The sequence below is a fragment of the Sinomonas cyclohexanicum genome (assembly GCF_020886775.1).
GTDB lineage: Bacteria > Actinomycetota > Actinomycetes > Actinomycetales > Micrococcaceae > Sinomonas > Sinomonas cyclohexanicum.
Genome location: NZ_AP024525.1, coordinates 915,475 through 937,592, shown reverse-complemented (window position 1 = coordinate 937,592; position 22,118 = coordinate 915,475). Strand labels below are relative to the sequence as shown.

The 22,118-nt window shown below is 70.8% G+C and carries 21 protein-coding genes and 1 tRNA gene; 9 read left to right on the top strand and 13 right to left on the bottom strand.

Annotated features, from left to right (window positions below):
* The first annotated feature begins 68 nt into the window (after positions 1 to 68).
* Positions 69 to 1,544 carry an MFS transporter gene (locus tag SCMU_RS04480; RefSeq protein WP_229231840.1) on the top strand — a complete coding sequence of 492 codons (1,476 nt, stop codon included), beginning with the start codon at positions 69 to 71 and terminating at the stop codon, positions 1,542 to 1,544.
* Positions 1,541 to 2,353, top strand: coding sequence for an IclR family transcriptional regulator (locus SCMU_RS04475; protein ID WP_229231839.1), 813 nt, complete (start codon positions 1,541 to 1,543; stop codon positions 2,351 to 2,353). The genes SCMU_RS04480 and SCMU_RS04475 overlap by 4 nt, the downstream gene beginning before the upstream one ends.
* A gap of 82 nt (positions 2,354 to 2,435) precedes the next feature.
* Here SCMU_RS04475 and SCMU_RS04470 read toward each other — a convergent pair whose 3' ends face one another.
* Positions 2,436 to 2,903, bottom strand: coding sequence for a nucleoside deaminase (locus SCMU_RS04470; protein WP_229231838.1), 468 nt, complete (start codon positions 2,901 to 2,903; stop codon positions 2,436 to 2,438).
* Positions 2,900 to 3,970: a zinc-dependent alcohol dehydrogenase family protein gene (locus tag SCMU_RS04465; RefSeq protein WP_229231837.1), complete on the bottom strand. Its 1,071-nt coding sequence runs from the start codon at positions 3,968 to 3,970 to the stop codon at positions 2,900 to 2,902. Before SCMU_RS04465 ends, SCMU_RS04470 begins: the two co-directional genes overlap by 4 nt.
* 61 nt (positions 3,971 to 4,031) lie before the next feature.
* On the opposite strand from SCMU_RS04465, the gene SCMU_RS04460 reads away from it, so the two are divergent.
* Both SCMU_RS04460 and SCMU_RS04455 read left to right on the top strand, forming a co-directional pair.
* A complete protein-coding gene (locus SCMU_RS04460; protein WP_229231836.1) occupies positions 4,032 to 5,711 on the top strand; it encodes a response regulator transcription factor in 1,680 nt (559 codons plus the stop codon).
* Positions 5,712 to 5,884: 173 nt separating this feature from the next.
* Entirely contained in the window at positions 5,885 to 7,012 is a 1,128-nt protein-coding gene (locus tag SCMU_RS04455; protein WP_229231835.1) for a flavin-containing monooxygenase, read from the top strand.
* Positions 7,013 to 7,352: 340 nt separating this feature from the next.
* Here SCMU_RS04455 and sucD read toward each other — a convergent pair whose 3' ends face one another.
* From sucD to SCMU_RS04415, 8 genes are all read right to left on the bottom strand, one after another.
* Positions 7,353 to 8,288: a succinate--CoA ligase subunit alpha gene (gene sucD / locus SCMU_RS04450; RefSeq protein ID WP_229231834.1), complete on the bottom strand. Its 936-nt coding sequence runs from the start codon at positions 8,286 to 8,288 to the stop codon at positions 7,353 to 7,355.
* A gap of 13 nt (positions 8,289 to 8,301) precedes the next feature.
* Entirely contained in the window at positions 8,302 to 9,480 is a 1,179-nt protein-coding gene (sucC, locus tag SCMU_RS04445; protein WP_229231833.1) for an ADP-forming succinate--CoA ligase subunit beta, read from the bottom strand.
* Between the two features lie 198 nt (positions 9,481 to 9,678).
* Positions 9,679 to 10,965, bottom strand: a complete 1,287-nt coding sequence (locus tag SCMU_RS04440) for a glycosyltransferase (RefSeq protein WP_229231832.1) — start codon at positions 10,963 to 10,965, stop codon at positions 9,679 to 9,681.
* A gap of 70 nt (positions 10,966 to 11,035) precedes the next feature.
* Positions 11,036 to 13,609 carry a DNA helicase PcrA gene (gene pcrA, locus SCMU_RS04435; RefSeq protein ID WP_229231831.1) on the bottom strand — a complete coding sequence of 858 codons (2,574 nt, stop codon included), beginning with the start codon at positions 13,607 to 13,609 and terminating at the stop codon, positions 11,036 to 11,038.
* A gap of 134 nt (positions 13,610 to 13,743) precedes the next feature.
* Entirely contained in the window at positions 13,744 to 13,989 is a 246-nt protein-coding gene (locus tag SCMU_RS04430; RefSeq protein ID WP_229231830.1) for a hypothetical protein, read from the bottom strand.
* Positions 13,990 to 14,012: 23 nt separating this feature from the next.
* Complete coding sequence (locus SCMU_RS04425; RefSeq protein WP_229231829.1) at positions 14,013 to 14,522, bottom strand: DUF892 family protein; 510 nt, start codon at positions 14,520 to 14,522, stop codon at positions 14,013 to 14,015.
* Between the two features lie 124 nt (positions 14,523 to 14,646).
* On the bottom strand, positions 14,647 to 14,835 hold the full coding sequence (locus SCMU_RS04420) for a hypothetical protein (RefSeq protein ID WP_229231828.1): 189 nt from the start codon (positions 14,833 to 14,835) through the stop codon (positions 14,647 to 14,649).
* Between the two features lie 119 nt (positions 14,836 to 14,954).
* Positions 14,955 to 15,794, bottom strand: coding sequence for an inositol monophosphatase family protein (locus SCMU_RS04415; protein WP_229231827.1), 840 nt, complete (start codon positions 15,792 to 15,794; stop codon positions 14,955 to 14,957).
* A gap of 53 nt (positions 15,795 to 15,847) precedes the next feature.
* Here SCMU_RS04415 and SCMU_RS04410 point away from each other — a divergent pair, with 53 nt between their 5' ends.
* Positions 15,848 to 16,498, top strand: a complete 651-nt coding sequence (locus tag SCMU_RS04410; protein WP_229231826.1) for a hypothetical protein — start codon at positions 15,848 to 15,850, stop codon at positions 16,496 to 16,498.
* A gap of 68 nt (positions 16,499 to 16,566) precedes the next feature.
* Here SCMU_RS04410 and SCMU_RS04405 read toward each other — a convergent pair whose 3' ends face one another.
* Positions 16,567 to 17,409, bottom strand: a complete 843-nt coding sequence (locus SCMU_RS04405) for a hypothetical protein (protein ID WP_229231825.1) — start codon at positions 17,407 to 17,409, stop codon at positions 16,567 to 16,569.
* Positions 17,410 to 17,494: 85 nt separating this feature from the next.
* Between SCMU_RS04405 and SCMU_RS04400 the strand changes: the two genes are divergently transcribed.
* A tRNA-Arg gene (locus SCMU_RS04400) sits at positions 17,495 to 17,568 on the top strand.
* 13 nt (positions 17,569 to 17,581) lie between these two features.
* A complete protein-coding gene (locus SCMU_RS04395; protein ID WP_229231824.1) occupies positions 17,582 to 18,028 on the top strand; it encodes a DUF6314 family protein in 447 nt (148 codons plus the stop codon).
* Positions 18,029 to 18,032: 4 nt separating this feature from the next.
* On the opposite strand, the gene SCMU_RS04390 is transcribed toward SCMU_RS04395, so the two are convergent.
* Both SCMU_RS04390 and SCMU_RS04385 read right to left on the bottom strand, forming a co-directional pair.
* Entirely contained in the window at positions 18,033 to 18,464 is a 432-nt protein-coding gene (locus SCMU_RS04390; RefSeq protein ID WP_229231822.1) for an NUDIX hydrolase, read from the bottom strand.
* Positions 18,465 to 18,466: 2 nt separating this feature from the next.
* Positions 18,467 to 20,368, bottom strand: a complete 1,902-nt coding sequence (locus SCMU_RS04385) for an ABC transporter ATP-binding protein (RefSeq protein WP_229231820.1) — start codon at positions 20,366 to 20,368, stop codon at positions 18,467 to 18,469.
* A 165-nt stretch (positions 20,369 to 20,533) separates the two neighbouring features.
* Between SCMU_RS04385 and SCMU_RS04380 the strand changes: the two genes are divergently transcribed.
* Together SCMU_RS04380 and SCMU_RS04375 are read left to right on the top strand one after the other, a co-directional pair.
* The gene (locus SCMU_RS04380) at positions 20,534 to 21,289 is read left to right on the top strand and encodes a hypothetical protein (protein ID WP_229231818.1); all 756 of its coding nucleotides are present in this window, start codon (positions 20,534 to 20,536) and stop codon (positions 21,287 to 21,289) included.
* Positions 21,286 to 21,984: a hypothetical protein gene (locus tag SCMU_RS04375; protein ID WP_229231816.1), complete on the top strand. Its 699-nt coding sequence runs from the start codon at positions 21,286 to 21,288 to the stop codon at positions 21,982 to 21,984. The genes SCMU_RS04380 and SCMU_RS04375 overlap by 4 nt, the downstream gene beginning before the upstream one ends.
* Positions 21,985 to 22,118 lie beyond the last annotated feature (134 nt).

Below are 22,118 nucleotides of genomic sequence, written 5' to 3'. Positions count from 1 at the left end.
AGCACACCTATCCTGATGCAACCGAGTTGCGCGAATCGCAACCCATGAGTTCAGGTGGTTTCTATTCCATGAGCACCGATCACTTCCCTCGGATGGCCTCAGCGAACGGCGTCGACGGCGACACGTCGCTGAGCGGCCAGTCCCGTCCCAACGAAGGCCACGGCATCGGCAAGGACGCGCGCCGCCGGGTCATCTGGGGCAGCTTCATCGGCAACTTCGTCGAGTGGTTCGACTACGCCGTCTACGGCTATCTCGCCTCGACGATCGCCGCCGCGTTCTTCCCGGAGTCTGACAAGCAGACCGCGCTCCTGGCGACGTTCGCCGTCTTCGCCATCTCCTTCTTCGTCCGCCCGCTCGGCGGATTCGTGTGGGGCCACATCGGCGATCGCCTCGGCCGGCGCACCGCCCTCTCCCTCTCGATCCTCATCATGAGCGGCGCGACGTTCTGCATCGCCCTCATCCCCTCGTACAGCCTCATCGGCATGGGCGCGCCGATCATCCTCCTCGTGATCCGCGTGATCCAGGGCTTCTCCGCCGCCGGCGAGTACGCGGGGGCCTCCGCCTTCCTCGTCGAGTACGCCCCGGCCAACCGGCGCGGGCTCTACGCGGCCGTCGTGCCCGCCTCGACCGCGGCCGGGCTCCTCCTCGGCTCGCTCCTCGCCGCGCTGCTCTCGATCATCCTCAGCGATTCGCAGATGGCCGAGTGGGGCTGGCGCCTGCCCTTCCTGCTCGCCGCGCCCATGGGCCTGATCGGCCGGTACATCCGCACCAAGCTCGAGGACACCCCGGTGTTCCGCGAGCTCGCCAAGGAGGACGAGGTCATCCACGCCCCCGTCAAGGACATGTTCGCCAACCACTGGCGCTCGCTCCTGCTCGCCGTGGGCGCGGTGCTGCTGAACGCGGTCGGCTTCTACGTGATCCTCTCCTACATGCCCACGTACCTCTCCACGGAGCTCGGGTTCGGGGCCACGGAATCCTTCTTCGCCACGACGATCGCCCTGCTGACGTACATCGGCTTCATCTTCCTCACGGGCCTCGCCTCGGACAGGTTCGGCCGCAAGCGCGTGCTCATCACGGCCTCGGTGCTGTTCATCCTCCTCACGGTCCCGGCCTTCATGCTCCTGGACACCGGCAACTTCGCGGTGATCCTGCTCGTCGAGGTGTTCCTCGGCGCCATGCTCACGCTCTCAATGACGGGACCCTCCCGAGCTTCCTCGCCGAGCTGTTCCCCACCCGCATCCGCTACTCGGGCTTCGCGGTCAGCTTCAACCTCGCCAACGCCGTCTTCGGCGGCACGGCACCGTTCATGGCCACGCTGCTCATCGGGCTCATGCACACCAAGCTCGCCCCGGCCTGGTACCTCGTGGCCGCCGCCGTCATCTCCCTCATCGCCGTCCTGTGCGCCAAGGAGACCTCCCGCCGGCCGCTCGCGCACTGACCCTAGCCGAGCCCAGCGGCGCCGCACCCCGCCCTCGCGAGGTGCGGCGCCGCCGTCGTGCTCCTGGTGCCCCGGTTCCGGCGCGCCGATAGGGTGGGGTCCATGACTGAGAACAGCGACGCGTCCGAGGGGCGCGGGGGTTCCCCCGTCTCGACCGCGATCGCCGTGCTGCGCTGCTTCAGCGTCGACGAGCCGCTCCTGGGCGTCACCGAGATCGCCGCCCGACTGGGAATGCACAAGAGCTCCGCGTCCCGGATCCTGGCCACGCTCGAGTCCGAGGACCTCGTGGAACGCGACCCCGCCTCCCGGCGGTACCGGCTCGGGCTCGGGATCATCGCGATCGCGGGGCCCCTGCTCGCAGACCTCGACGTCCGGCGCGTGGCCATCCCGACGCTGCGCGAGCTGACGGAACGCACCGGCGAGACAAGCGCGCTCCTGCTGTGGAGCGGTCACGAGGCCGTGGCGGTCGAGCAGGTCCCGAGCCCCCACCAGGTCAAGCACACCACGGCGCTGGGCACCCGCTACGCGACCGCGCTCTCGGCGTCGGTCCAGGTGTTCCTCGCGACGCTGCCGCCGGAACGGGTCCGGGCGCTGATCGCCAGCGGCGCGGTGAGCCTCCCCGCCACGGACGACGCCGGGCTGGACGCCTACGCGGTGCGCCTCACCGAGGCGACGGGGCGCGGGTATGCGGTCAACTACGGCGAGACGTCGATCGACGAGGTCGGCGTCGCCGCGCCCGTGCGCGACCACCGCGGGGACGTCGTCGCGGCGGTCCTCGTCTCCGCGCCGCGGTTCCGCGTGTCCGAGGCGCAGCTCGGAGCACTGGGCGAGGCCTGCGCGAAGGCAGCCGCGGACGTCACGCGCCGCCTCGGCGGCGCCCCCTCCCCTAGCGTTGAGGGGTCACTTCCCCGTTGAGGGGTCACTTCCCCGCTGACGGGTCACTTCCCCGCTGAGGGGTCACTTCCCCGCTGACGGGTCACTTCCCTGCGACGAGGGGTCACTCGGCGATGTCCTCGGCCCACAACTCGGGGTTCTCACGGATGAACGCGGACATCATCTCGACGCACCTCTCGTCGTCGAGCACCTCGACTTCGACGCCCCGCGAGCGCAGCAGCTCGAGCTCGCCGGGGTAGGTGCGGGCCTCCCCCACCACGACCCGCGGGATCTTGAACTGGATGATCGTCCCGGTGCACATCGCACACGGGGCGAGCGTCGTGTACATGACCGTGTCCCGGTAGCTGCTCTGGCGCCCCGCCGCCCGGAGAGCGGACATCTCCCCGTGCGCGATCGGGTCCCCACCCTGGACGCGCTTGTTGTGCCCGGCGGCAAGCAGCTCGCCACCGCGGACCAGCGCGGCACCGATCGGGATCCCACCCTGCGAGAGGCCCTCGCGGGCGGCCGCGAAAGCGGCCTCGAACCCGGCGTCGCGGCTCTTCGGCGGGGTGACGGGCGCGGCGGCGGTCATCGCTGCGCGCCCGCCGGGACGAGCATGACCTTGGTCGCGCGGCGCTCGTCCATGGCCCGGTACGCCTCGGGGGCCTCCTCGAGCGGCATGACCGAGTCGAACACGAGGCCGGGGTTGATGGCGCCGGAGAGAACGTCGTCGAGGAGCTCCGGCAGGTAGGCGCGCGTCGAGGCCGCCCCGCCGCCCACGGAGATGTTCTTCGAGAACAGCGTGCCAATCGGCAGCTCGGACCCGCCGGCCGGGACGCCTACGAACCCGAGGCTCCCGCCCGGGCGCGTGCAGCGCAGCGCCTGATCCATGGACTCGTGCGTCCCAACGCACTCGAGCACGGAGTCCGCCAGGACGCCCCCGAGGATCTCCCGCACCTTCTCCGCGGACTCCTTGCCCCGCTCCGCGATGACGTCGGTCGCGCCGAACTCGCGCGCGATCGCGGCCCGGTCCTCGTGGCGGGACATCGCGATGATCCTCTCGGCGCCCAGCCGCTTCGCCGCGAGGACCCCGCAGAGGCCCACGGCGCCGTCGCCCACCACCACGACGCTCCGCCCCGGGCCCACGTGGGCGGCGAGCGCAGCGTGGTGCCCGGTGCCCATGACGTCGGAGAGCGTCAGAAGGCTCTTGGTCAGCGCCTCGTCCGGCTCGGTGACCCCGGGGACGGCCACGAGCGTTCCGTTGGCCATCGGCACGCGGACGCGCTCGCCCTGACCGCCGTCCACGGGGACGCCATGCTCGTCGGTGGCCCCCCAGGCGGCGCGGTGCTCGCACGCGACCTGCACCCCATTGCGGCACGAGGGGCATTCCCCGCACGAGATGGCCCACGGTGCGACAACGAAGTCGCCCACCTTCACGGCGGTGACGTCATCTCCCACCGCCTCCACCACACCGACGAACTCATGCCCGATGGGCTTGGCGTCGGTGATCTCCCGGACGCCGCGGTAGGGCCAGAGGTCCGAGCCGCACACGCACGCAGCCGTCACGCGGACCAGGGCATCGCCGGGAAGGCGGAGCTCGGGGTCGGGCCGGTCTTCGACGCGGATGTCGCGGGTTCCGTGGATCATGGTGGCGCGCATGGGCAGGCTCCTGACGTGGCGGCAGTATCAGGTCAAACCTACTCCGGTCTATCCTCTTCTCGTGGCGGCTCTCACCCCCGCACCCATGCTCGACGACGGGCGCCGCCTCTACGAGGCCGGTTCCTGGACCAGCGCGCTCGAGGCGTTCGAGCGTGCAGACTCGGCCGCGCCCCTCGCCGGCAGCGATCTCATGCTCACGGCCTTCAGCGCGTACCTCCTGGGGCGCGAGGAGCGCAGCATCGACCTTCTCGGCCGCGCCTTCCGGGAGTTCCTCGGGACGCACGACGACGCCGCTGCCGCCCGCGCCGCCTTCTGGCTCTCGTTCACGCACGACACGCGCGGGGACCGTGCCCAAGCCGAGGCCTGGGGACGCCGCCTCGCGGGGATCATCGATGAGGCCGGCCTCACGGCCGAACGGGCGCTCCTCCTCTCCGGGCTGGGCCACCGGAGCCTCGCCTCGCCGGATGCCGCCGACACCCGGCGCGCCCTCGAGCTCTCGCGGGAGGCGCTCGCGATCGCCCGGCCCGCCCGGGACACGGACACGGAGGTCTTCTCGCGGCTGAGCGCGGGGTGGGCCCTGCTCCGGCTCGGGCGCACCACGGAGGGCCTCGGCGAGCTCGACGAAGCGATGGCCACCGTGGCCTCCGACGAGGTGCGGACGCCGATCGTGAACGGCGTGGCCTACTGCTCGGTGATCTCCGCGTCCCTCTGGGCCGATGACGTGGCGAGGGCCCGCGAGTGGACCGCGGTCGCGACCGCGTGGTGCGACCGGAGCCCGGAGCTGGTGCCGTTCCGTGGCCAGTGCCTCGTGCACCGCTCGCAGGTGAAGACGCTCGACGGCGACTGGCCGGGCGCCCTCGAGGAGGCCCTCCGCGCGGCCCGGCGGCTGCTCCCCGCGGACGCGGGACTGGCCAGCTACCAGCTCGGCGAGGTCCACCGGCTCGCGGGACGCTTCGCCGAGGCGGAGGACGCGTATCGACTCGCGAACTCAGCCGGCCGCCGGCCCGAGCCCGGGCTCATGCTGCTCCGGCTCGCGCAGGGCCGCACCGATGCGGCGGCCGTAACGGCTCGCAGGCTCGACACCGAGCTGACCCGCCGCTCGGAACGGGAGGAGTTCCTGCCCGCCTTCGTCGAGGTGATGGCCGCCGCCGGGGACGCCGACGCCGCGCTCGAAGCCGCCGAGGAGCTCGCGCGGATCGCGGACCGGGCCGAGCGGGAGCGGCCCGGGCGTGCACCGGTTCCCCGTGCCCGGGCGCTCGCAGCGGAGGGCACGGCGTTGTGCGCAGCGGGCGAGGCCTCGCGTGCGGTCGCTGCCCTCCGCGACGCGTCCCTCGCATGGCACGACCTCGGCATGCCGTACCTCGAGGCCCGCGCCCGGGCGGTGCTCGGCCGGTGCTACGCGGCACTCGGCGACGACGAGGCGGCGGTGCTCGAGGTCGACGCCGCGCGGACCGCCTTCGAGCGGCTCGGCGCGGCGCCGGACCTTGCGGCCCTGCCCACCAGCCCTGATGGGACGACGACGGCCGCCGCCCACGCGCCGTCGCCCGCCGGTCCCCTCACCGAGCGGGAGGTAGAAGTGATGCGGCTCGTCGCTGAGGGCCTCACGAACCGGGCGATCGCGAACCGGCTCGTGCTGAGCGAGAAGACCGTGGCCCGGCACCTCGCGAACATCTACGCAAAGCTCGGCATCGCCTCGCGCGCCGCGGCGACGGCCTACGCCTACGACCACCGCCTCGTCTGACCTCCCCTCACGTTGAGGGCTGAGGGCTCATCTCCCTCGGGCGTCGCGGGCGCCACGGCCCCAAGGAGTAGCCCCGGGCGGCGGCCGGCTGCACAGAAATGCCCATGCCCCAGCACGCGGGATGCACCATCCGCCCGACGCGCCGCCGCGCGCCCCAGCCGTACCGTCGAGGCATGACCAGCACCCAGCCCCAGACATCCCTCCCCACCGGACGCGATCGCCGCCCCCGAATCATCGAGACGATCATCGTCGGCGGCGGCCAGGCCGGCCTCGCCACGGCACACTGGCTCGCCGAGACGGGCCGCGAGTTCCTCGTCATCGAGGCCAGCGAGCGGATCGGCACTCAGTGGCGCGAGCGCTACGACTCCCTCCGCCTCTTCACGCCGGGCATTGCGAATGGGCTGCCCGGCGAGCCGTTCCCCGGCCCCAGGTTCACCTTCCCGAGCGCCCGCGAACTCGCCGACTACCTCGAGGCCTACGCCGCGCCGTTCGCCGAGCGGATCCTCACCGGGGCGCGGGTCACCGCGGTGGACGCTCTCGACGGCGGCGGGTTCCGCGTCGAGACGAGCGCGGGCGAGTACAGGGCGGACAACGTGGTGATCGCCATCGGATCCGACGCCATGCCGACCGTGCCCGAGGTCGCCGGGCAGCTCGACCCGGGTATCCGCCAGATGCACTCGAGCCGCTACCGGAACCCGGACCAGTTCCTCCCCGGGCCCGTGCTCGTGGTCGGTGCGGGGACCTCGGGGGCGGACCTCGCCCTCGAGGCGGTCCGGTCCGGGCACGAGACGTGGCTCTCCGGCCGCCATCCGGGGGAGATCCCTGGCAGCGAGCGTGTCCGGGGCCCGATCTTCTGGTTCGTCTCGAACTACGTCCTGAGCCTCAAGAACCCCATCGGGCGGAAGGCCCGGCCGAAGATCCGCGGCGGGAGCGCCCCGCTCGTGCGCACCAAGCGCGCGGACTTGGACGCCGCGGGCATCCACCGCACGCAGGCGCGGGCCGTGGGCGCCGTCGACGGGAAGCCGCAGCTCGACGACGGCACCGTGCTCGACGTCGCGAACGTCCTGTGGTGCACAGGCTATCGGGCAGACTACTCCTTCGTGCCCGCCGCGACGGTGGGCGACGACGGCTTCCCCCTCGAGCACGACGGCGCCGCCGAGGGCGTTCCGGGCCTGTACTTCGTAGGCCTCGTGTTCCAGCGCACCTTCGCCTCGCACCTCGTGGGCGGGGTGGGAAAGGACGCGAAGCTCGTGGCGGAGATGATCGGTGCGAGGTCACGCACCCCCGTCTCAACCCCCTAGCCGCCGTCTGGGAGTCACCTTCTGTGAGTCAGCTTCTGGGGGTCACCTCCTGTAGGTCACCTCCGGTGGGTGCGGACAAGGCCGGGGCCTGCACTCCTCCCCAGCCTTCCCTGCACTGCTCCCCAAGATTGGCCGCACCGGGGATCGGACACCGGCCGAACCACGCCGCAGGCGGCGGCCAAGGGCACGTAGGCGGTGGGGAAGGGTGCAGCCAAAGTTGGGGAGGAGTGCGGCCGACCGTCAGGATGTGACACTCAGAAGCTGACACACTGACGTACGACGGCGGCCGGTCGCCTCCCACGGGGAAGGCGACCGGCCGCCGTCGTACGTCAGTGCCGAATCAGAGGTTCGAGTCCGCCAGGTGCACCGGGTAGACCGAGCGGAGGAGGTGGGCGGTCTCGGACGGCGTCTTGCCGACCTTGACTCCGGCGGCCTCGAGGGCCTCCTTCTTCGCCTGGGCGGTGCCCGAGGAGCCGGAGACGATGGCGCCGGCGTGGCCCATGGTCTTGCCCTCCGGGGCGGTGAAGCCGGCCACGTAGCCGACGACCGGCTTGGTGACGTTGTTCTTGATGAACTCGGCCGCACGCTCCTCGGCATCCCCGCCGATCTCGCCGATCATGACGATCGCCTTCGTGTCCGGGTCCGCCTCGAACGCGGCGAGGGCGTCGATGTGGGTGGTGCCGATGACCGGGTCGCCGCCGATGCCGATGGCGGTGGAGAAGCCGAGGTCACGCAGCTCGTACATCATCTGGTAGGTCAGGGTGCCCGACTTGGACACGAGGCCCACGCCGCCCTTGCCCGTGATGTTCGCCGGGGTGATGCCCACGAGGGCCTCGCCCGGAGTGATGATGCCGGGGCAGTTCGGGCCGATGATGCGCGTGGTCTGGTTGCCGTTCGCGTCCTTGCGGGACTGGGCGAGGGCCCAGAACTCGGCGGAGTCCTGCACCGGCACGCCCTCGGTGATGACCACGACGAGGCCGATCTCAGCCTCGATGGCCTCAACCACGGCGTCCTTTGTGAAGGCCGGCGGGACGAACACGATGGACGTGTCCGCGCCGGTCTCGGCCATGGCCTCCTTGACGGAGCCGAACACGGGCAGCTCGATGGCGTTGCCGTGCTGGTCGGTGTGCGAAACGGTGGTGCCGGCCTTGCGCGCGTTCACGCCGCCAACGATGTTGGTCCCTGCCGCGAGCATGCGCGCGGTGTGCTTGGAGCCCTCGCCGCCGGTGATGCCCTGGACGATGACCTTGTTGTCCTTGTTGAGGAAGATCGACATTTTTCTCTCGTCCTTACTTCACTGCGTTCGAGGAGTTCGCCAGCTCGGCGGCCTTGTCGGCGCCCTGGTCCATGTTCTCGGCGAGGGTCACCAACGGGTGGTTGGCCTCGTGCAGGATGCGGCGGCCCTCCTCGACGTTGTTCCCGTCCAGGCGCACCACGAGCGGCTTGTCAGCCTTGTCGCCGAGCTTGTCCAGCGCGCCGACGATGCCGTTCGCGACCGCGTCGCACGCCGTGATGCCGCCGAAGACGTTCACGAACACGCTCTTGACCTGGTCATCGCCGAGGATGATCCCGAGGCCGTTCGCCATGACCTCGGCAGACGCGCCGCCGCCGATGTCCAGGAAGTTGGCCGGCTTGACGTTGCCGTGCTTCTCGCCGGCGTACGCCACGACGTCGAGGGTGGACATCACGAGGCCCGCGCCGTTGCCGATGATGCCGACCTCGCCGTCGAGCTTGACGTAGTTCAGGTCCAGGGCCTTGGCCTTGGCCTCGAGCGGGTCCTCGGAGTCCTTGTCCGCGAGGGCCTCGTGCTCGGCGTGGCGGAAGCCGGCGTTCTCGTCGAGGGAGACCTTGCCGTCCAGCGCGATGATGTCACCGGCGCCGGTGCGGACCAGCGGGTTGACCTCGACCAGCGTGGCATCCTCGCCCTTGAAGACGTCCCACAGCTTGACGATGACGGCGGCGACCTGCTCGCGCAGCTCGGGGGCGAAGCCGGCCTTCTCCACGATCTCGGCGGCCTTGGCGGCGTCGATGCCCACGGCCGGGTCGACCGGCACCTTCGCCAGTGCGTCCGGGCGCTCGACGGCGAGCTGCTCGATCTCCATGCCGCCCTCGACCGAGCACATGGCCAGGTAGTTGCGGTTCGCGCGGTCCAGCAGGACCGAGAAGTAGAACTCCTCGGCGATGTCCGCGCCCGCGGCGATCATGACCTTCTTGACCGTGTGGCCCTTGATGTCCATGCCGAGGATGTTGGTGGCGTGCTCGAACGCCTCGTCGGCGGTCCTGGCGACCTTCACGCCGCCGGCCTTGCCGCGGCCACCGACCTTCACCTGAGCCTTGACGACGGTGACCCCGCCGATCTTCTCGGCCGCGGCCTTGGCTTCCTCGGGGGTGTACGCAACGATCCCGGCAAGCACGGGAACACCGTGCGCCTCGAACAGATCGCGCGCCTGATACTCAAACAGGTCCACGGTTCAGGTCCTCTACGTCGAAGTAGTGCTTACTCGGAGCAAGCACGAGGCGCCGCGGGGAGCTCCCCGACGGCGGGCCTGATGCTCCAAGGGGAAACTCTAGCCCCTCGCGGCGTTGCGGTTTGAACCGGGGCGGCTTTCGTGACCAACCGCACAGCTCTACAGAGTGTAGAATCCGCGCGCTGGCCGCGGGCCGTGCTAAGCCTGGCGCGCGCCGACGGACTCGATGACCGCCACGCTCTCCGCGAGCGGGTCGAGGGCTGAGAGCTCCGCCCGCGCGGCCGCCAGACGATCGCGCATCGCCTCATCGGCCAGCACGCGCTCGACGGCTGCCCGGATCGCCTCGGGGCGCGGCCTTTCGGTGCGAAGGTCCTCGGCCAGCCCGCGGTAGGCGAGCCGGGCATTGACATCCCCCTTGCCCTCGTTGAGGCCCGCAACGACCATGGGAACGCCAGCGCTGATGGCCATGAGCACGCCTCCCTGGCCCCCGTTGGTCACGTACACGTCCGAGGCCGGCAGGACGGCGTCGAAGTCCAGGAATTCCTCGACCACCACGTTCTCCGCCCCGATCCTGTCCCGCACGGGGCCGGCGGGCTGTCGCCCGGTGGAGACGACGACCTGCATGCCGCTGTCCCGCAGCGCCTCGACCGCGGGGTAGATGAGCTTTCCGAAGTCCGCGGTGTCGATAGTGCCCTGCGAGACGAGCGCACGACGCCGGTACCCGCCGAGCGGGACATCGGTGCCGCGGTCGCCGTCCGGGTCGCGCCACGGAAGCAGCGCGCCGACGTGCCGGACCTTCGGATTCGTTGACCGGCGCGGGAAGTCCAGGCTGGGGGTGCCGGTCTGGATAACCGCCGAGGCGACGCGGTAGGGGACATCGGTCATAACGGTCCGCAGGTCGAACGGCACGCCGTACTCTGCGAGGATCTCGCGGTAGCGGAGCTTGGCAGGCCGCAGGACCACGGTGTTGGAGACGTAGCGTGCAGCGGCGTGCTTCGCCCGGTCGAGGCGGTTGCGGGGGTACCCGAAGCCGAAGAACATCGGCGGGACGTCCGGCGCGGATTCGATGTCCCCGATCACGTTGACCGGCACCGAGGCGACCCCGAGGAAGCGCACGGCGAGCTCGGCGGCGAAGAAGCCCGTGTCGTGCACGAGCACGGTGAAGGGGAACGTCTCCCTGATCTCGCGGAGGTCCTCGAAGAACCGGCCGACGTTGTCCGCGAAGAAGGCCCTGCCGTCGAACGAGATCTGCCGGGGGCCGGAGAGCTTGGTGCGCTCGGGGAAGATCTCGTTGATGTTCTCGGCGGTCACCTCGGTGGCGCGCACATAGGGGAAGTGCCGGACGCCCATGCGGGCGAGCTTCTGCCCGTACAGGCTCCCGGTGTAGAAGGCGACCCCGTGGCCGGCCTCCTGCGTGGCCTTCGCGATGCCCGTGAGCGGGTTGAAGTGGCCGTCCTGGGTGAGGCTGGCGAAGAGGACTCTCATGATGTGCTCCATCTGCGAATCCGAGACCAGTCACCACGGTACGGCCCGCGACAGAGCCTGAGAAGAGGGGTCAGCCCACCTTGGTCAGGGGCGCGTAGCGCAGGAGGAGGCGCTTCTCACCGATGTCGAAGCTGACCTTGGCGACGGTCTTGTCCCCCGCGCCCTCGACCCCGATCACCGTGCCGTTGCCGAACGCCGTGTGGTTGACCTTGTCCCCCACCGACACGGAGATGACCTCCTTCTGCGGCTGGACGCGGTTCTTCTTCTGCGCAGCCGTGGGGCCGGAGGCCGGCGAGATCGAGGAGAAGCTCGCGTTCCGGCTCGTCCCGGCGCCCCAGGACGATCCGCCGAAGCGATCGGAGCGCCTGTCAAAGCGGCTGTTCCCTGCACTGCCAGCAGTGCCCACCGCCGGCGGCCGCTTGGAGCCCTCGCGCTTCCAGTCGATGAGCTCGCCGGGGACCTCGCCGAGGAACTGGCTGGCCGGGTAGTACTCGCTCTGGCCCCAGAGGCTGCGCACCTCGGAGCGCGTGAGATAGAGCCGCTTGCGGGCCCGGGTGAGCCCCACGTACGCGAGGCGGCGCTCCTCGGCGAGCTCCTCGGGGTCCGTCGCGGAGCGGCGGTGCGGGAACACACCGTGCTCCATGCCGGTGAGGAAGACGACAGGGAACTCGAGGCCCTTGGCCGTGTGCAGCGTCATGAGGGTCACGACCCCCTGCCGCTTCGCCTCGGCGACCGCCGCATCCACCTCCGCCTGGGACGCGCCGTCGGGCGCATCCGGGATCTGGTCCGCGTCCGCGACGAGCGAGACCTGCTCGAGGAACTCCTCGAGGCTCCCCTCGGGATTCTCCCGCTCGTATTCGCGCACGACGGCGACGAGCTCGGCCAGGTTCTCGACGCGCGACTCGTCCTGGGGATCAGTCGAGCTGCGCAGTCCGGCCAGGTAGCCGGTCTGCTCGAGCACCGCCTCGAGGGCCTCGGCCGCGCCCGATCCCTCGGCGACCTCCGTGAGGTCGTCGAGCAGCTTGACGAACGCGTTGACGGAGTTGAGCGACCGCGTGGCCATCCCAGGGGCCTCCTCGGCGCGGCGCATCGCCGACATGAACGAGACGCGGTCCCGCTCGGCCAGGGCCGCGATGGTTCCCTCGGCCCGCTCGCCGATGCCCCTCTTGGGCTCGTTGAGGATGCGGCGGAGGTTGACGTCGTCGTCCGGGTTCACGAGCACGCGCAGGTAGGCGAGGGCGTCCTTGATCTCCTTGCGCTCGTAGAAGCGCGTGCCGCCCACCACCTTGTACGGCAGGCCCACGCGCATGAGGATCTCCTCGAGGCTGCGGGACTGGGCGTTGGTGCGGTAGAACACGGCGACGTCGCCGGGGCGGAACTCGCCAGTGTCGGTGAGCCGGTCGATCTCCTTGGCGATGAAGCGCGCTTCCTCGTGCTCGTTCTCGGCCGCGTAGCCGATGATCTTCTCGCCGTCGCCCTCCGCGGTCCAGAGGCGCTTCTCGGGCCGGTTCGGGTTCCGCGAGATCACGGCGTTCGCGGCGGAGAGGATCGTCTGCGTGGAGCGGTAGTTCTGCTCGAGTTTGATGGTCCGCGCGTTCGGATAGTCCTTCTCGAACTCCACGATGTTGCGGATGTCCGCCCCCCGGAACGCGTAGATGGACTGGTCCGAGTCGCCCACCACCGTCAGCTCCGCAGGCTCCGGACCTGCGCCGTCTCCGGGACCGACGATCTCCCGCACGAGGGCGTACTGTGCGTGGTTCGTGTCCTGGTACTCGTCCACGAGCACGTGCCGGAACCGGCGGCGGTACATCTCGGCGACCGCAGGGAAGGCCCGGAACATGTAGACGGTCTCGGCAATGAGGTCGTCGAAGTCCATCGCGTTCGCCTGGCGCAGGCGCTGCGTGTAGCCCTTGTAGACCTCGGCGACGCCGGCCTCGAACACATCGTTCATGTTGGCCCGCGCGGCGAAGTCGTCCGCGTCGATGAGCTCGTTCTTGAGGGACGAGATCTTGTGCTGGACGGCCTTCGGCGCCACCTTCTTGGGGTCCAGTTCGAGGCCCTTGTGCACGAGCGTGATGAGGCGCAGCGAATCCGCCGAGTCGTAGATCGAGAAATTCGAGTTGAGGCCCACGTTCTTGGCCTCGCGCCGCAGGATCCGCACGCACGAGGAGTGGAAGGTCGAGATCCACATGCGCTGGGCGCGCTCCCCCACGAGCGCCTCGATGCGCTCGCGCATCTCTGCGGCAGCCTTGTTGGTGAACGTGATCGCCAGGATCTCGCCGTGGTGTGCGCGGTGCGTCGCGATGAGGTACGCGATGCGGTGCGAGAGCACACGCGTCTTCCCCGACCCCGCCCCCGCAACGATCAGCAGGGGGCTTCCCGCGTGCGTGACGGCCTCGAGCTGTTGGGGGTTCAGGCCCTCGAGCAGCCGGGCGGCCTGCGCCTCGGCCTCCCGGCGCGCGTCATCAGCCGGATCCGAGGCGGGCAGCCACCCCTCGGGAAGATCCTCCGGGGCGCCGTACTCCTCCTCAGGAGCCGGCGGGAACTCCTCCGGGTCCGGTTCCTCTGCCACGCCTGCCGCCGAGCCGTCGGCCGTGCGGGCCGCGACGGACTTGGGCAGATGGGCGTAAGGATCGAAGAGCATGTCCATGATCCATCCATTTTAGTCCGGGCCCGACATTTCTCGGGTCCGGACCGGCCGTGCCCGGCCCAGGTCTAACTGGTCAGCTCTGTCCTGGTCAGCCCTGTTCTGGTCTGTTCTGTCCTGGTCTGGTCTCTTCAGTCCTTGCTGGGTTTGCGGACGCCGTAGTGGTGCCCCTCGCTGTCGGTCTCCACTTCGATCCCGGCGAGTTCCTGCTCCTCCTTGACGTCCTCGGGGTTGTGGCCGTGCCGCTCGGGCTCATCGCTGGTCCGGCGGTTGGCCGGCCCGTAGAGGCCGCGGAGGTGGCCCATGGCCCGCATGAACGACTCGGGCCTGCTCTCGTGCCGGCCCGGCTCCGGCTTGTCCTGGTCGTGGTGGTTCATGGTGTCCCTCCCTGGACGTGGCCCTACTCGGCCTTGGCCTGAACGGTCTCCGTGCTGGCGAAGACCTCCCGCATGAGCTCGAGCACACGGTTCCGCGAGGCCAGCTGCTCGACGAGGCACTTCTCGAGCTGATCCGCCAGATGGTCGCTGATCCATTCGCGCGCGTAGACGGTGAGCGGCTCGTACATCGAGATCGCCTCGTACACCACCTCGAGCGCGAGGGGCAGGACGGCGAGGTCCTTGATCCCGTCCGCGGTCTTGCGGAGTACCGCGTGGGCCTCCTTGTCGAGCCCATCCGCGGCGTGCCCCGGCGGTACGGCGACGTTGCGCTCGAGGTCGGCGAAGCAGTCCTCGAGGACGGCCGCGTGCAGGCGTGACTCCTCGCTCAGGTCAAGCATCAGTGCGGCGACCTCACGACGCTGCGACTCCTGCTCCAGGACGCCCAGCGTCACAATCGCGCGCCGGCTCGCGCCACGCGCAATCCCCAGGCGGTACACGAACAGCTCGTGTGCTTCGGAGAAGTACTCGAACATGGCAGAACCTCCCTCCCAGCGGGCCAGCGGCAGGCGCGAGGTCTGAACATTCCCTGCGGCGACGTCCGCCCCAGTCCTATGAGGTATTCTCCCGCCCCTTGCGGGCGGGGGCAATGAAGCAGCCCTAGTCCTCGGCGCTCCGGTGCTGCTCGACGACGTCCGCCGGATTCGCCTCGACCACGACCTCCTCGGCGTCGATCAGGCCGTCCTCCTCGTCCCACACCGTCTGGTCTTCCTCCACCGCGTAGTCGAGCGATGGGTCCTCGTCCTCGGAGCGGACGTGGGCCGGGTCCTGGCCATCGATGCTTGCCATCGTTACCCTCCTTGACGGTCCTCCAACAGGATTCCTCCAGAACAGCACCGCGCCCGCACCGGGGTCAAGGGGCACACCCACGGGGCACACCCGCGGGGCGCGCCCGCCGGGCGGAGCGCTCAGACGAGCTGCGCGGACGCGAGGGCCGAGACGATCTCGCGGACCGCCGTCGTGCCTCCGGCCGCGAACCAGGTGAGGCCGTTGACCTCGACGGTCGCCGTGGTGCCGCCGGCCGCGGTCACGATCGCCTTGCCGGGCAGCCAGTCCCACTGGGGGCAGGAGTGCTGGAACCAGGCCCCGATCTCGCCGTCGGCCACGCGGGCGAGATCGCACGAGCCCGAGCCGAGGATCCGGATCGACGCGGCCTGGACCGCGGCGGCGTGCCACGGCATCGCCGAGAGCGGCTGCTCGAGCCAGCGCGGCTGGATCGACGTCGCGGCCCCGAGCAGTCCCAGCGCGGAATCGGCGGGGCCGGGCAGCGGCGCGCCGTTGAGCGTCGCCGGGGTGTCGACGCCGCCGATCCAGAGCTTGTCCTCCTGCGGCTGGAAGATCGCGCCGAGGAGAGGATCCGGGTCGGCGTCGGAGGTGGACGCCCGGCCCCGCAGGGCGATCGCCGAGCACCAGTAGCTGGACCCGGAGAAGAAGTTGTACGTCCCGTCCACGGGGTCGATCACCCACGTGCGCCCCGAGACGGACGGCACGTCCGTGCCCTCCTCACCGAACACGCCGTCATCGGGCCTGCAGCGGCGGAGCTGGGCGACGACGTACGCCTCGGCGGCCTTGTCCGCCGCAGTGACGATGTCCGAGACGGACGTCTTGCGCTCGGCGTCGAGCCCGTCGCGCCGCATCCTCAGGGCGAGCGCACCGGCGTGGCGCACGAGCTCCGCCGCGAGATCCGCGTCGGAGAGCGAGGGGTCGAGGTCGGGAAGGGCGCGGAGGGGATCACTGGTCTCAGCCACGTGCCCAGCCTACCCGCGGGCAGCCCGACGTCTGGGGGCTGGATAATGGAGCCATGTCCAAGACCCCCGCCCAGCGGGCGCGCAAGCACGGAGACCGGGCCGCGGTCGCCCCCGCCGCCCGTCCTGGCAAGCCTGCCAACCCGACGACCGCCCGCACCCCCGAGCAGGCTCAGGGGAACGCACGGCTCATCATCATCGCCGGGCTCGGGGCCAGCGTGTTCATGTTCTGGTACTACCACCTGCTCGTGCTGTCCCAGATGACCCAGCTCTCGGGTGGGCTCGCGATGCCGGACTCGCTCATCCTCGGCTTCTCGCCGGACTACGCGCACCAGCTGCAGGGCGCCCTCGACGACGCCGCCCGCGGCCAGCTCAACTACGTCCACAAGACCGCCGGCACGATCTTCCCGCTCGTCGCGGGCTTCACGTTCCTGCTCGTGTTCGGGACGTGGCTCAAGGCCAAGGCGCTGCGATGGGGCGCGTTCGCCCTCGTGGGGGTGTTCGCCGTGGTGCGGCTCTGGGGCAACGTGGCGGTGGACAACGCGGTGGCCCCCGGCGCGGACGCCTCCTCGGCGGTGCTCGCCGCGGTCCTCGTAGTGCTGGGCTGGATGCTGCTGTTCCTCATCCTGATCGGTGCCGGGGCCGCGGTCCTGACCGCTCGGCGGGCGCGCAAGCGGACGACGGCGGGCGCCTCCTCGGGCGACTGACGCGCCTCTCCGGGCGCACGCCGCGCGGGGCGCGCCTCTCCGGCGCACGCCGCGCGGGGCGCGCCGCGTCAGCCGGCAGCCCGTCCGGCCGCCCGGCGGGCAGCGCGCGCTGCCCTGGCCGGCACGCCGAGCCGATACGCGATGACACCGCCAGCCACGGCGATCCCCACCGTGATCGGATAGCCCATGAACCGCTCGAGCGTGCCCGGCTCCGGCACGCGCAGCGCGAGCGCCCCGCCCACCAGGGTCGCCACGAACGAGGCCCCGCCGCACAGCAGGATCGGCCATGCCGCCGCCGTCCGCCTGATCCACAGGATCCCCAGCACCACGAGGGCCGACGAGCCGCACAGGAAGTACGCACCCGCCCCCGCCAAGTGGACCGCCTCGTCCGTGTCCTGCGGGATGAACCCCACGACCGCCACACCCGCCCCGGCGACGGCCAGGAGCACGCGCACCGCCAGGGTCGCGGCCCACGGCACGGCGACGGCCGCGTGCCCCGAGGCGAGCGCGGCGGCGATCCGGGTGCGGGAGCTGCCGCGCGCCGTCGTGCGTGACTGGGCCAGGATCGCCCTGGTGAGCCTCGCGTCGGCGCGGACGGCGGGTTCATGGGCGGCGACGCGCAGCACCGCGGACGTGATGAGCAGGGCCGCGATGACCATCCCGAGGCCCTGGAGCACGAACGACGTGTTCATGAGCGCGTGGAGCGGCGAGCAGACTTCACGCGTGCCGTGGATCCCGCAGCTGAGCTGGCCGAGGTCGCTGATGAAGTTGAGGCGTCGGCTGTACGGCGCTGGTCCGCGCCACGCGGCGATCGTCGCGGCCTCGGCGACGAAGAACTGCACCACGCTCACCGCGGACCATGCGCCGAGGTAGTGCCGGACCCGGTTGGTCGGTGCATCATCGGTGGCCACGCGCCCAGCCTATCCACGCGCCCGGCGTGACAGCGGGCACCCCGCCAGCCGGTATGCTTGAGTGCGTGCCCGGGCGTCCGGGCCGGCCCCCGTAGCTCAGTAGGATAGAGCGGCCCTCTCCTAAAGGGCAGGCCATCGGTTCGATTCCGGTCGGGGGCACTTGCTGTATTCGGTGCCCGATCTGCGCGCGTACCTCGCGGGCTCCTGGTCCGTGGAGCGGACGCTCCTGGACCGCGCCACCGGCGCACGCGGCTCCTTCACCGGCACGGTCACCTTCTCGCCGGTCCCCGACGCCGGCGACGGCGCGCTCGCCCAGCGCGAGGACGGCACCATGCGCTGGGGCTCGCACGAGGGGCCCGCCGCGCGAGAGTACGTGTGGCGCCCGGGTGGCACGCCGGGCTCGATGGACGTGTTCTTCCCGGACGGCCGCCCGTTCCACACCGTGGACCTCACGGGCGCGTCCGCGGACGGAGACCACTGGTGCTCCCCGGACGACTATCGCGTGCACTATGAGGCCGTCGGGCCGGACGAGCTGCGCTACACGTGGGACGTGCGCGGCCCGGCCAAGGACCTGCTCCTGGAGAGCGTCCTCCGCCGGGCCCGACCCGCCCAATGCTGAGGGGTCATCTCCCTGCTGAGGGGTCATGTCCCTGTCTGGCGAGCAGGGGCAGGACGTGGTCAGTCAGCAGAGGCGCGAGGTCGGCGGCGGGCTCCGCCTCCGGGTCAATCCAGCGCAGCTCCGCGATCTCGGCAGCCGGATGGACCTCGCGCGGGTCGTGGGCACCGGGCGCGGTGAACACCGTGGCCTCGATGTCGGTGGCGGCCTCGTTCGCCGCCCGTGCGATCCAGACGCCCAGAGGCATCAGCGCCTCTGCCGCGACCTGGATGCCGACCTCCTCGAGAAGCTCTCGGCTCGCGGTCTCGGCCGGGGACTCCCCCGGCTCGGGCTTGCCGCCTGGGTGCATGAAGCGGTCGGTCCCGCGCTTTCTGACGGTGAGGAGGAGCCCGTCGAGCGAGTAGACGCACACGGCGGAGACGACGATGCGGTCCGGCATCGTCAGTGCTCCGCGCCGTCGGCGTATCCCGCGGCGGTGGCGGTGAGCTCGGAGAACTGCGTGGTGTACAGCTCGGCGTAGCGGCCGCCGGCGGCGAGGAGCTCCGCATGCGTGCCGCGCTCCACGATCGCGCCTCCCTCCACCACGAGGATTGCATCCGCGGTGCGGATCGTGGAGAGCCGGTGCGCGATCACGACGGCGGTGCGCCCCTCGAGCGCCTCGCCCAGGGCCGCCTGGACGGCCGCCTCGTTCGTCGAATCGAGCGCCGCGGTGGCCTCGTCGAGGATCACGACGCGCGGGGCCGCCAGCAGCAGGCGGGCGATGGTCAGGCGCTGCCGCTCGCCGCCGGAGAGCCGGTAGCCGCGCTCGCCCACCACCGTCTCGAGCCCGTCCGGAAGCGAGCGCGCCATGTCCTCGAGCCGGGCACGCCGCAGCACGTCCCACAGATCCTCGTCCGTCGCGCCGGGCCGGGCCAGGCGCAGGTTCGAGGCGATGCTCTCGTGGAAGAGGTGGCCATCCTGGGTGACCATCCCGACCGTGCCGCGCATCGAGGCGAAGGTCGTGTCCCGCACGTCGGTGCCGCCGATCCGAACGGCGCCAGAGTCGACGTCGTACAGCCGTGACAGCAGCTGGGCGATGGTCGACTTGCCCGCCCCCGACGACCCCACGAGGGCCACGGTCTGCCCGGGCTCCACCCGGAAGGACACGCCGTGGAGCACCTCTTCGCCGCCGCGCGCGTCGAGGACCGAGACTTCCTCGAGCGAGGCGAGCGAGACCTTCTCCGCGCTCGGGTAGGAGAACCGCACGTCGTCGAACTCGACTGCGACGGGCCCCGCGGGCAGCGCGCGGGCGTCGTCCTTCTCCCGGATGAGCGGGGTGAGGTCCAGCACCTCGAATACCCGCTCGAAGCTCACGAGCGCGCTCATGATCTCCACGCGCGCGTTGGAGAGGTTGGTGATCGGAGCGTAGAGGCGCGTGAGGAGCAGCGCGAGCACGACGACGTCGCCCGCCGCGAGCTGCCCGCCGATCGCGAGCCATCCTCCCACGCCATAGACGAGCGCGAGCGCGAGGGCCGAGACGAGCGTCAGCGCGGTGATGAAGGTGTAGGAGAGCATCGACGAGCGGATGCCGATGTCCCGGACCCGCCGGGCCCGCACCGCGAACTCGCGGGACTCCTCGTCTGGCCGGCCGAACAGCTTGATGAGCGTGGCCCCGGGCGCCGAGAATCGCTCGGTCATCTGCGTGCTCATAGCCGAGTTGTGCGCTGCAGCCTCCCGCCGGAGGTCCGCCACGCGGGCTCCCATGCGTCGCGCCGGGATGAGGAAGACCGGGAGGAGGATGAGGGCGAGGACGGTGACGAGCCAGGACTTCTGCGCCATGACGGCGACCGTGAGGACGAGGGCCACAGCGTTGCTCACGACCCCGGAGAGCGTCCCCGCGAAGGCGGCCTGAGCGCCGATCACGTCATTGTTGAGCCGGCTCACGAGCGCGCCAGTCCGCGTCCGGGTGAAGAACGCGACCGGCATCTTCTGCACGTGGTCGAAGACGGCGCGGCGCAGGTCCAGGATGACCCCCTCGCCGATCGTCGAGGAGAGCCAGCGGGTGAGCATGCCGAACCCGGCGTCGGCGATCGCGACCAGGGCGATGAGCACGGCAAGCCACACCACCGTCGAAACAGACTCCCGCGCCACGATCGCATCCACCACCTGCCCGGCGAGCACCGGGGTGGCAACCGCGAGGACGGCGGCGACGATCGAGGAGGCCACGAACGCGACGAGCCTGCCGCGGTGGGGCCTTGCGAAGGACAGGACCCGGCGGATCGTCGCGCGGTTGAACGGGTTCTTCCCATCCTTCGCGCGCGAGATCTGGTGCAACGAGCTCCACGCCGCACTCTGCATGCTCATGAATTCTCCTGAAACGTGAAAGGCCCGCCGACTCGCGATTGGGGGGTGCGCGAGCCGGCGGGCTGAATCCAGCATAGGCCAGCTGGCGCCTCGCGTAAAATCGGAGCAAAGAACGTCCGTCGACGCGTGGGGAGCAGGGCCGCGCGGATGCTTGCAGGGGGGTCCATGCCGGTTTCAGCACTCGTCTTCCGCGATTGGATGCAGCAGCTCGCTCCAGGAATCTCCGCGGCGGATGTCTGCCGCCGATCGGGGGTCAAGAGGAGCACGCTCGCCCAGCAGATGGTGCGCGGCAAGGTGGCCGAGACGACCGTCGTCGCCGTCGCCCGCGCCTACGGCGAGAACCCCGTCCTCGGGCTCGCGCACTTCGCGCCGTACCAGGATCTGGCCGCCAGCACGGCTGCCCCGACGGACGCGGAGCTCCTCAGCCAGGTCCCGACGTCGCGGCTCCTGACCGAACTGCTGGTCCGCAGCGGTGGCCTCCCTGAGGTCCCGCATGCCCACCCGGAGGCGACCGCGCAGCCCCGCGACGGCCTCGAGGGCTCGATCCTTGAGCCGGACGTGCGCCACTGGGTGGACGCGATCGACGACGGCGAGCTCCGCCAGCGCGTGAGCGAGGCCGCGGGGATCGCGCCCCAGAACCTCTCGGCCCAGCTTCGCGCGAACCGCCTGAGCCCAGAACTCGCGGTCAGCACCGCCCGCGAGGCCGGCGTTGGCCTGCGCAATGGGCTCGTGGTCACCGGACTCGTCACCGCGACCGAGGCTGGTTGGCCACGCGAGGCGTGCGAGGACGCGGTGCGCCGGATCCCAGACGCCGAACTGGCGTTCATGGCTGCCGAGCGACTCGCGGCACTCGGACGGTCTCTGCGCCGGCAGACCTCGGACGAGCGGGCCGCCCAGCGCGTGTGGGACCACCTCGGATGACCTGGCTCGCATGGGTGACCTTCGCCGTCGCCCTCGCCCTTGCGCTCGTCCGAATCCCCGCCGCGCTCCGCGGGCAGAACCGGCTCATGCTGTGGCTCTTCACGCTCATTGCCGCGGCGGTGCTGCTCAGCATCGAGGGCCCGTACCTCGTGATCGACCGGCTCGTGGGCGGCTTCAACGTCGCGAACCTCATGTTGCGCTTCCTGCTCTACGGAATCACTCTCCTGCTCGCCGTCCGGATCGCCCGGGCGTTCGGTGCGCGGGGGGCGCAGCATGCGCTCCTGGGACCGTGGGGCCTCGCCGCGCTCGGTTTCATCGGGGCCGCGACAGTCGCCGCGTTCGTGCTCCTCGATCCTGGCCCCTCGAGCGTCGGCATGGGGGGCGAGGCCAATGACGTCTGGTTCAACGTCTACGCGACCCTCGGGCGCGTCTACCCCGCGTTCACGGGCGTGGTCCTGCTCCCCTGCCTGTTCCGGACGGTCCGCGAAGGGCCCCGCACCGTGCTGAGGGTCGCGGCCCTGCTCCTCGCCGTGGGCTACATCCTCCTCGCCCTCACCAACACGTTCACCTGGCTCCCTCCCAGCGCTGTGCCTCTCATGCAGGCAGTCAACTACACCACGCTCCTCTTCCTCCTGAGCGGCCTCGCAACGATCTGGATCGCCGGGCTCATAGCAAGACGGCACGCCGCGGCGTAAAAATCCAACGCAGTGATGAATTGAGTTCACATTTTCATTAGTTCATGCCACAATGATGAATGTGTGAACACGGCCTGTCAGGGGGACAGGGGTAGTTCGTCATTGGGGGGATGAGTGGCGGCGGCCTTCGGGCC

Bases quoted from the DNA above. Each gene is read 5' to 3' on its own strand.
- SCMU_RS04385 (WP_229231820.1), bottom strand. From the start codon at position 20,368: ATGAGCATGCAGAGTGCGGCGTGGAGCTCGTTGCACCAGATCTCGCGC.
- SCMU_RS04380 (WP_229231818.1), top strand. From the start codon at position 20,534: ATGCCGGTTTCAGCACTCGTCTTCCGCGATTGGATGCAGCAGCTCGCT.
- SCMU_RS04390 (WP_229231822.1), bottom strand. From the start codon at position 18,464: ATGCCGGACCGCATCGTCGTCTCCGCCGTGTGCGTCTACTCGCTCGAC.
- SCMU_RS04425 (WP_229231829.1), bottom strand. From the start codon at position 14,522: ATGTTCGAGTACTTCTCCGAAGCACACGAGCTGTTCGTGTACCGCCTG.
- SCMU_RS04430 (WP_229231830.1), bottom strand. From the start codon at position 13,989: ATGAACCACCACGACCAGGACAAGCCGGAGCCGGGCCGGCACGAGAGC.
- SCMU_RS04470 (WP_229231838.1), bottom strand. From the start codon at position 2,903: ATGACCGCCGCCGCGCCCGTCACCCCGCCGAAGAGCCGCGACGCCGGG.
- SCMU_RS04475 (WP_229231839.1), top strand. From the start codon at position 1,541: ATGACTGAGAACAGCGACGCGTCCGAGGGGCGCGGGGGTTCCCCCGTC.
- SCMU_RS04480 (WP_229231840.1), top strand. From the start codon at position 69: ATGAGCACCGATCACTTCCCTCGGATGGCCTCAGCGAACGGCGTCGAC.
- SCMU_RS04465 (WP_229231837.1), bottom strand. From the start codon at position 3,970: ATGCGCGCCACCATGATCCACGGAACCCGCGACATCCGCGTCGAAGAC.
- SCMU_RS04375 (WP_229231816.1), top strand. From the start codon at position 21,286: ATGACCTGGCTCGCATGGGTGACCTTCGCCGTCGCCCTCGCCCTTGCG.
- SCMU_RS04440 (WP_229231832.1), bottom strand. From the start codon at position 10,965: ATGAGAGTCCTCTTCGCCAGCCTCACCCAGGACGGCCACTTCAACCCG.
- pcrA (WP_229231831.1), bottom strand. From the start codon at position 13,609: ATGCTCTTCGATCCTTACGCCCATCTGCCCAAGTCCGTCGCGGCCCGC.
- sucD (WP_229231834.1), bottom strand. From the start codon at position 8,288: ATGTCGATCTTCCTCAACAAGGACAACAAGGTCATCGTCCAGGGCATC.
- SCMU_RS04455 (WP_229231835.1), top strand. From the start codon at position 5,885: ATGACCAGCACCCAGCCCCAGACATCCCTCCCCACCGGACGCGATCGC.
- SCMU_RS04420 (WP_229231828.1), bottom strand. From the start codon at position 14,835: ATGGCAAGCATCGATGGCCAGGACCCGGCCCACGTCCGCTCCGAGGAC.
- SCMU_RS04410 (WP_229231826.1), top strand. From the start codon at position 15,848: ATGTCCAAGACCCCCGCCCAGCGGGCGCGCAAGCACGGAGACCGGGCC.